The sequence below is a fragment of the Escherichia sp. WS1450 genome (genome assembly GCF_046487395.1).
GTDB lineage: Bacteria > Pseudomonadota > Gammaproteobacteria > Enterobacterales > Enterobacteriaceae > Escherichia > Escherichia coli.
Genome location: NZ_JBJQJO010000019.1, coordinates 95,034 through 101,490 on the forward strand (window position 1 = coordinate 95,034; position 6,457 = coordinate 101,490).

11 protein-coding genes and 1 pseudogene are annotated in these 6,457 nt (G+C 50.1%); 9 read left to right on the forward strand and 3 right to left on the reverse strand.

Going from position 1 to position 6,457, the window contains the following annotated elements:
• Genes ulaC through ulaF form a run of 4 tightly spaced genes read left to right on the forward strand, consistent with a single transcriptional unit; the run spans position 1 to position 2,679 of the window.
• Positions 1-465, forward strand: a complete 465-nt coding sequence (ulaC, locus tag ACJHYR_RS19725; protein ID WP_000776521.1) for a PTS ascorbate transporter subunit IIA — start codon at positions 1-3, stop codon at positions 463-465.
• A 13-nt stretch (positions 466-478) separates the two neighbouring features.
• On the forward strand, positions 479-1,129 hold the full coding sequence (gene ulaD / locus ACJHYR_RS19730; RefSeq protein WP_000056760.1) for a 3-keto-L-gulonate-6-phosphate decarboxylase UlaD: 651 nt from the start codon (positions 479-481) through the stop codon (positions 1,127-1,129).
• Between the two features lie 9 nt (positions 1,130-1,138).
• The gene (gene ulaE / locus ACJHYR_RS19735; RefSeq protein WP_000949501.1) at positions 1,139-1,993 is read left to right on the forward strand and encodes an L-ribulose-5-phosphate 3-epimerase UlaE; all 855 of its coding nucleotides are present in this window, start codon (positions 1,139-1,141) and stop codon (positions 1,991-1,993) included.
• A complete protein-coding gene (gene ulaF / locus ACJHYR_RS19740; protein WP_001170835.1) occupies positions 1,993-2,679 on the forward strand; it encodes an L-ribulose-5-phosphate 4-epimerase UlaF in 687 nt (228 codons plus the stop codon). Before ulaE ends, ulaF begins: the two co-directional genes overlap by 1 nt.
• A 129-nt stretch (positions 2,680-2,808) precedes the next feature.
• Here the strand turns inward: ulaF and yjfY are convergent, their stop codons facing one another.
• On the reverse strand, positions 2,809-3,084 hold the full coding sequence (gene yjfY / locus ACJHYR_RS19745; RefSeq protein ID WP_000492918.1) for a DUF1471 family protein YjfY: 276 nt from the start codon (positions 3,082-3,084) through the stop codon (positions 2,809-2,811).
• 326 nt (positions 3,085-3,410) lie between these two features.
• On the opposite strand from yjfY, the gene rpsF reads away from it, so the two are divergent.
• Genes rpsF through rplI form a run of 4 tightly spaced genes read left to right on the forward strand, consistent with a single transcriptional unit; the run spans position 3,411 to position 4,850 of the window.
• Entirely contained in the window at positions 3,411-3,806 is a 396-nt protein-coding gene (gene rpsF, locus ACJHYR_RS19750; RefSeq protein ID WP_001216676.1) for a 30S ribosomal protein S6, read from the forward strand.
• A 6-nt stretch (positions 3,807-3,812) separates the two neighbouring features.
• The gene (gene priB / locus ACJHYR_RS19755; RefSeq protein ID WP_001296681.1) at positions 3,813-4,127 is read left to right on the forward strand and encodes a primosomal replication protein N; all 315 of its coding nucleotides are present in this window, start codon (positions 3,813-3,815) and stop codon (positions 4,125-4,127) included.
• A 4-nt stretch (positions 4,128-4,131) separates the two neighbouring features.
• Entirely contained in the window at positions 4,132-4,359 is a 228-nt protein-coding gene (gene rpsR, locus ACJHYR_RS19760; protein ID WP_000135199.1) for a 30S ribosomal protein S18, read from the forward strand.
• Between the two features lie 41 nt (positions 4,360-4,400).
• The gene (gene rplI, locus ACJHYR_RS19765; protein WP_001196062.1) at positions 4,401-4,850 is read left to right on the forward strand and encodes a 50S ribosomal protein L9; all 450 of its coding nucleotides are present in this window, start codon (positions 4,401-4,403) and stop codon (positions 4,848-4,850) included.
• Between the two features lie 70 nt (positions 4,851-4,920).
• On the opposite strand, the gene ACJHYR_RS19770 is transcribed toward rplI, so the two are convergent.
• Positions 4,921-5,715 (reverse strand): DUF2686 family protein, encoded by a 795-nt coding sequence (locus ACJHYR_RS19770; protein ID WP_059327967.1) that lies wholly within the window; start codon positions 5,713-5,715, stop codon positions 4,921-4,923.
• 323 nt (positions 5,716-6,038) lie between these two features.
• Between ACJHYR_RS19770 and ACJHYR_RS19775 the strand changes: the two genes are divergently transcribed.
• Positions 6,039-6,326 carry a hypothetical protein gene (locus tag ACJHYR_RS19775; protein WP_244574838.1) on the forward strand — a complete coding sequence of 96 codons (288 nt, stop codon included), beginning with the start codon at positions 6,039-6,041 and terminating at the stop codon, positions 6,324-6,326.
• A gap of 21 nt (positions 6,327-6,347) precedes the next feature.
• Here ACJHYR_RS19775 and ACJHYR_RS19780 read toward each other — a convergent pair.
• Positions 6,348-6,457 (reverse strand): annotated as a pseudogene (locus ACJHYR_RS19780) (transposase); the annotation flags it as partial.

The following is a 6,457-nucleotide window of genomic DNA, read 5'->3' on the forward strand; positions in this document are numbered from 1 at the left end:
ATGAAATTACGTGATTCGCTGGCTGAAAATAAATCTATCCGCCTGCAGGCCGAAGCAAATACCTGGCAGGAAGCGGTGAAAATCGGTGTTGACCTGCTGGTAGCGGCAGATGTGGTAGAGCCGCGTTACTACCAGGCGATTCTGGATGGCGTTGAACAGTTTGGTCCTTATTTCGTTATCGCACCGGGGCTGGCGATGCCGCACGGGCGTCCGGAAGAGGGCGTGAAGAAAACCGGTTTCTCTCTGGTAACGCTGAAAAAGCCGCTGGAGTTCAACCACGAAGATAACGACCCGGTGGATATCCTCATCACCATGGCGGCGGTCGATGCCAACACTCACCAGGAAGTGGGCATCATGCAGATCGTTAACCTGTTTGAAGATGAAGAGAATTTCGACCGTTTACGCGCCTGCCGTACCGAGCAGGAAGTACTGGATTTAATTGACCGCACCAACGCGGCAGCTTAAGAAGGAATTGAAGATGTCATTACCAATGTTGCAAGTCGCGCTGGACAACCAGACTATGGATAGCGCCTACGAAACCACTCGCCTGATTGCCGAAGAAGTCGACATTATCGAAGTGGGCACCATTCTGTGCGTGGGCGAAGGCGTGCGTGCGGTTCGCGATCTGAAAGCGCTTTACCCGCACAAAATCGTACTGGCAGACGCCAAAATTGCCGATGCGGGCAAAATCCTTTCTCGTATGTGCTTTGAAGCCAACGCTGACTGGGTGACCGTGATTTGCTGTGCGGATATCAACACCGCCAAAGGTGCGCTGGACGTGGCAAAAGAGTTTAACGGCGACGTGCAGATCGAGCTGACCGGCTACTGGACCTGGGAACAGGCGCAACAGTGGCGCGACGCAGGCATTCAACAGGTGGTTTATCACCGCAGCCGTGACGCACAGGCCGCAGGCGTGGCGTGGGGCGAAGCGGACATTACCGCGATCAAACGTCTTTCCGATATGGGCTTCAAAGTGACCGTCACCGGTGGCCTGGCGCTGGAAGATCTGCCGCTGTTCAAAGGCATTCCGATTCACGTGTTTATCGCTGGTCGCAGTATCCGTGATGCCGCTTCTCCGGTTGAAGCCGCGCGTCAGTTCAAACGTTCCATCGCCGAACTGTGGGGCTAAGGAGCGGATATGTTGTCCAAACAAATCCCGCTTGGCATCTATGAAAAAGCGCTCCCCGCCGGGGAGTGCTGGTTGGAACGGCTGCAACTGGCAAAAACGTTAGGCTTCGATTTTGTCGAGATGTCGGTAGATGAAACTGACGATCGCCTGTCGCGCCTCGACTGGAGCCGCGAGCAGCGTCTGGCGCTGGTGAATGCGATTGTTGAAACTGGCGTGCGCGTGCCGTCCATGTGCCTTTCTGCTCATCGTCGTTTCCCGCTGGGCAGCGAAGATGACGCGGTACGGGCGCAGGGGCTGGAGATTATGCGCAAAGCTATCCAGTTCGCCCAGGACGTCGGTATTCGCGTGATCCAGCTGGCGGGCTATGACGTTTACTATCAGGAAGCCAATAACGAAACGCGTCGTCGTTTCCGTGACGGGCTGAAAGAGAGCGTTGAGATGGCAAGCCGCGCGCAGGTGACGCTGGCGATGGAGATCATGGATTACCCGTTGATGAACTCCATCAGTAAGGCGTTGGGTTACACGCACTATCTCAACAACCCGTGGTTCCAGCTCTACCCGGATATCGGCAACCTGTCGGCGTGGGATAACGACGTGCAGATGGAGTTGCAGGCCGGAATCGGGCATATCGTCGCGGTGCATGTGAAAGACACCAAACCGGGCGTCTTCAAAAACGTGCCGTTTGGTGAGGGTGTAGTGGATTTCGAACGTTGCTTCGAAACGCTCAAACAGAGTGGCTATTGCGGGCCGTACCTGATTGAGATGTGGAGCGAAACGGCGGAAGACCCGGCGGCAGAAGTGGCGAAAGCGCGTGATTGGGTGAAAGCGCGCATGGCCAAAGCAGGCATGGTGGAGGCGGCATAATGCAAAAGCTAAAACAGCAGGTGTTTGAAGCCAACATGGATCTGCCGCGCTATGGGTTGGTGACCTTTACCTGGGGCAACGTCAGCACCATTGACCGCGAACGCGGGCTGGTGGTGATCAAGCCCAGCGGTGTCGCCTACGAAACCATGAAAGCAGACGATATGGTGGTGGTCGATATGAGCGGTAAGGTGGTGGAAGGGGAGTATCGTCCGTCTTCCGACACTGCGACGCATCTCGAACTCTACCGTCGTTATCCGTCGCTTGGCGGCATTGTCCATACCCACTCCACTCATGCTACCGCATGGGCGCAGGCGGGGCTGGCGATCCCGGCGTTAGGCACCACGCACGCCGACTACTTCTTTGGCGATATCCCGTGTACGCGCGGGTTAAGCGAAGAAGAGGTGCAGGGCGAGTATGAACTGAACACCGGCAAAGTGATTATCGAAACGCTGGGCAACGCCGAGCCTCTGCATACACCGGGGATTGTGGTGTACCAGCACGGGCCGTTCGCCTGGGGGAAAGATGCCCACGATGCGGTGCATAATGCGGTGGTGATGGAAGAAGTGGCAAAAATGGCGTGGATTGCCCGCGGCATTAACCCACAACTGAATCACATCGACAGCTACCTGATGAATAAACACTTCATGCGTAAGCATGGTCCCAACGCTTATTACGGGCAGAAGTAAAACACGCGCTGCGGAAATTTCCTTCTTCGGGAGATAACTGGTCTAATTCCGCAGCCGTTTTTCAAAAAAAAGCCCCCTGCGAAGGGGGCAAAGCAAACTATGGCAATGTTTCGTTGGTTATACCTGGTGCTAGCGATAAATATCCGCGCTGGCGTGCATATTGCCGTTACTTCCCGGTTCCCGTATCAGGATCGGATAGTAGTACGTTGCGCCCTGCGCATCTGTCTTTTCATTTAATGCCTGACGTGCTTCACTTTCAGTGGCGAAGTTATGGTTGATATAAATCACGCCTAAGCTTTGCACATCGTCCATATTTCTGGCCTGGTGGTTATTAATTTCAATGGCTGCCCATGTATTTGCACTTAGCAAAAGCACAGCCAGAAGGGCTAAAACACGACTGAACATAGATACCTCCTCAACGGCTGACTTTGTGTGCTCTCCTCTGTGATGATCTTCTGATTTAATTTTAATCAATGATAAAGAAGTTGATGGTGACCATTTCTGATGCAGTTGTTCAAAAAAACACCATGATGAAGTGTGATGAACTTCAAATCAGCGTGTTAGTACGATTTGGTGAAAGATGAGATTTATTTGTCGGCTGGCCTTGAGTTTAGCGGGGCATACAAGTACTATAACGCGTCATTTTTCAGCCGACCTTTAACACGTTCCTTGCCTCCCCGGGATTCGGCTGACCCAGACAGGAGGCTGAATAATCCGTAAGGAGCAATTCGATGCGTCATTACGAAATCGTTTTTATGGTCCATCCTGACCAGAGCGAACAGGTTCCGGGCATGATCGAGCGCTACACTGCTGCCATCACTGGTGCAGAAGGCAAGATCCACCGTCTGGAAGACTGGGGCCGCCGTCAGCTGGCTTACCCGATCAACAAACTGCACAAAGCACACTACGTTCTGATGAACGTTGAAGCTCCGCAGGAAGTGATCGATGAGCTGGAAACTACCTTCCGCTTCAACGATGCCGTTATCCGCAGCATGGTTATGCGTACCAAGCACGCTGTTACCGAAGCATCTCCGATGGTTAAAGCGAAAGACGAGCGCCGTGAGCGTCGCGATGATTTCGCAAACGAAACCGCTGATGATGCTGAAGCTGGGGATTCTGAAGAGTAATTTCTGATGACCAACCGTCTGGTGTTGTCCGGCACCGTGTGCAGGACTCCCCTTCGAAAGGTCAGTCCATCAGGAATTCCTCACTGCCAGTTCGTGCTTGAGCATCGTTCTGTGCAGGAGGAAGCCGGTTTTCACCGGCAGGCGTGGTGCCAAATGCCCGTTATTGTTAGCGGACACGAAAACCAGGCCATTACTCACAGTATAACGGTCGGCAGTCGCATAACCGTTCAGGGGTTCATTTCATGCCACAAGGCAAAGAACGGACTGAGCAAAATGGTTTTGCATGCCGAGCAGATTGAATTGATAGATTCTGGAGACTAGCCATATGGCACGTTATTTCCGTCGTCGCAAGTTCTGCCGTTTCACCGCGGAAGGCGTTCAAGAGATCGACTATAAAGATATCGCTACGCTGAAAAACTACATCACCGAAAGCGGTAAGATTGTCCCAAGCCGTATCACCGGTACCCGTGCAAAATACCAGCGTCAGCTGGCTCGCGCTATCAAACGCGCTCGCTACCTGTCCCTGCTGCCGTACACTGATCGCCATCAGTAATCGGTCACGGTCCATTAATACGACTTTGAGAGGATAAGGTAATGCAAGTTATTCTGCTTGATAAAGTAGCAAACCTGGGTAGCCTGGGTGATCAGGTAAACGTTAAAGCGGGCTATGCTCGTAACTTCCTGGTACCGCAGGGTAAAGCTGTTCCAGCTACCAAGAAAAACATTGAATTCTTCGAAGCACGTCGCGCTGAACTGGAAGCTAAACTGGCTGAAGTTCTGGCAGCTGCTAATGCTCGCGCTGAGAAAATCAATGCACTGGAAACTGTTACCATCGCGTCTAAAGCTGGCGACGAAGGTAAACTGTTCGGTTCCATCGGTACTCGCGACATCGCTGACGCTGTAACTGCAGCTGGCGTTGAAGTGGCTAAGAGCGAAGTTCGTCTGCCGAACGGCGTTCTGCGTACCACTGGCGAACACGAAGTGAGCTTCCAGGTTCACAGCGAAGTATTCGCGAAAGTGATCGTAAACGTAGTAGCTGAATAATTCGTTATTCAACGAGACGTAAAAACGCCGACCATTGGTCGGCGTTTTGCTTTCTATTTTTCGTCAGGCATTAGTTTCGCAAGTAGATCCATTCACCATTCTCTTGTGTCCATAATTCAGGATGGTTTGCTGGCGTTAGATGCATACGATCACTCCTTATGTCTCGGTCCTGTGGCACTCGCTCGAAACCCAAACCCGAGTAGATTGCTGCTGAACTTGATAAGGAACGCAGACCAATTTTCAAATCATGGGGTAAATCAGAATACGCGTTTAGCAATGCAGCAATGATGAATCCGAGGGCATTAGAAACGCCTGTAACAGTGCGAAGTTGGTCGATATAAAGATCGATTGTTGGTAGTTCAGATGACCAGCAATTAGGCATTTGGGCAGGAAGGGTTACAACGTATCCTATCGTTTGGCCGGTATAGTCTGGAGTACCATAACCTGGACCCAAAACAACCTCGTGTATTGTGTATTTACTGTTGGGTTCGAAGGATTCGACATCTTGCAATAAATATTTCAGTTCTGCGGTTAACCTCGCACCCGCGTAAGCTTTATTGTATTTCTGGGCGTGAATATTATCTAATGTAGCTTCATGGTTCCATCCAAAAGAATTATCACCATTCATTGTTATTCCATCGTAAGCATTACACCTCGTCGCTAACTTATTGAATGCTTGCCAGCCTGAGAGATCTAGTTTGTGGATCTCAACAGTATGTCTGCCATCGCAATTATGGTCTCTTCCACGATTTGAAAGTAATGTAGCGCGTGCGTATTGATGAAATTTTAATTTTACTGGTTTGTCGGTGGACGAAAAACGGGGTGAATATGCAGGAAATGAATAAATAGTGGTTGGTAATGTCATTGTATCGTTGCCTGTTTAATTTTTTTATAAATATCGCAGCTGAATGTTTACAGAATAAAAAATCGATATTAATAAAAATAAGTTTGTTTTCTGAAGTAGTGAAAATAGCGGATGGTGAAAGATATTAATATCAAAAATCGCTCATCACAGATATAACGATGCATCCAGGGAGGGAGATGACTGACAACGCCTTACACCATACATTCTTGTTGTGCGGTATGTAATTATTCTACGCTGTCGGTATCGGTGCGTTCGTTAATCAGCAGGTTAACCAGCCACAAAAATCCATTGAAAAAATCATCGATTTTACCTGGGGTTATTATATTGCTAATCCCAGGTTTTTAAAAATTGTGCATAGTGAAAACCAAAGTAAAGGTGTGCATTATGCAAAATCACAGCGTCTCTTAGAAATTAACCATGCGCACTTGCAGTTAATGGAATCCTTATTGGATGAAGGGAAGAAACACATTATTTTTAAGCCAGATATCGACCCATTGCAGGTGAATATTAATATTGCTGCGCTTGGGGGATATTATTTGATCAACCAGCATACGCTTGGCCTGGTTTATCCGGTGCGCCGTAAAACCCCGTCCTTCAGGGCGGGGATATAAGGCGCGGTTTTCCACCTGATCAGGTGTTTGCTGTTGTTCAATGTATTGGCGGATGACGGATATTGGCGCACCTCCGCAGCTACTGGCAAAATAGCCAGGACTCCACAAAACGCCTTTGTAGTAATACCTGA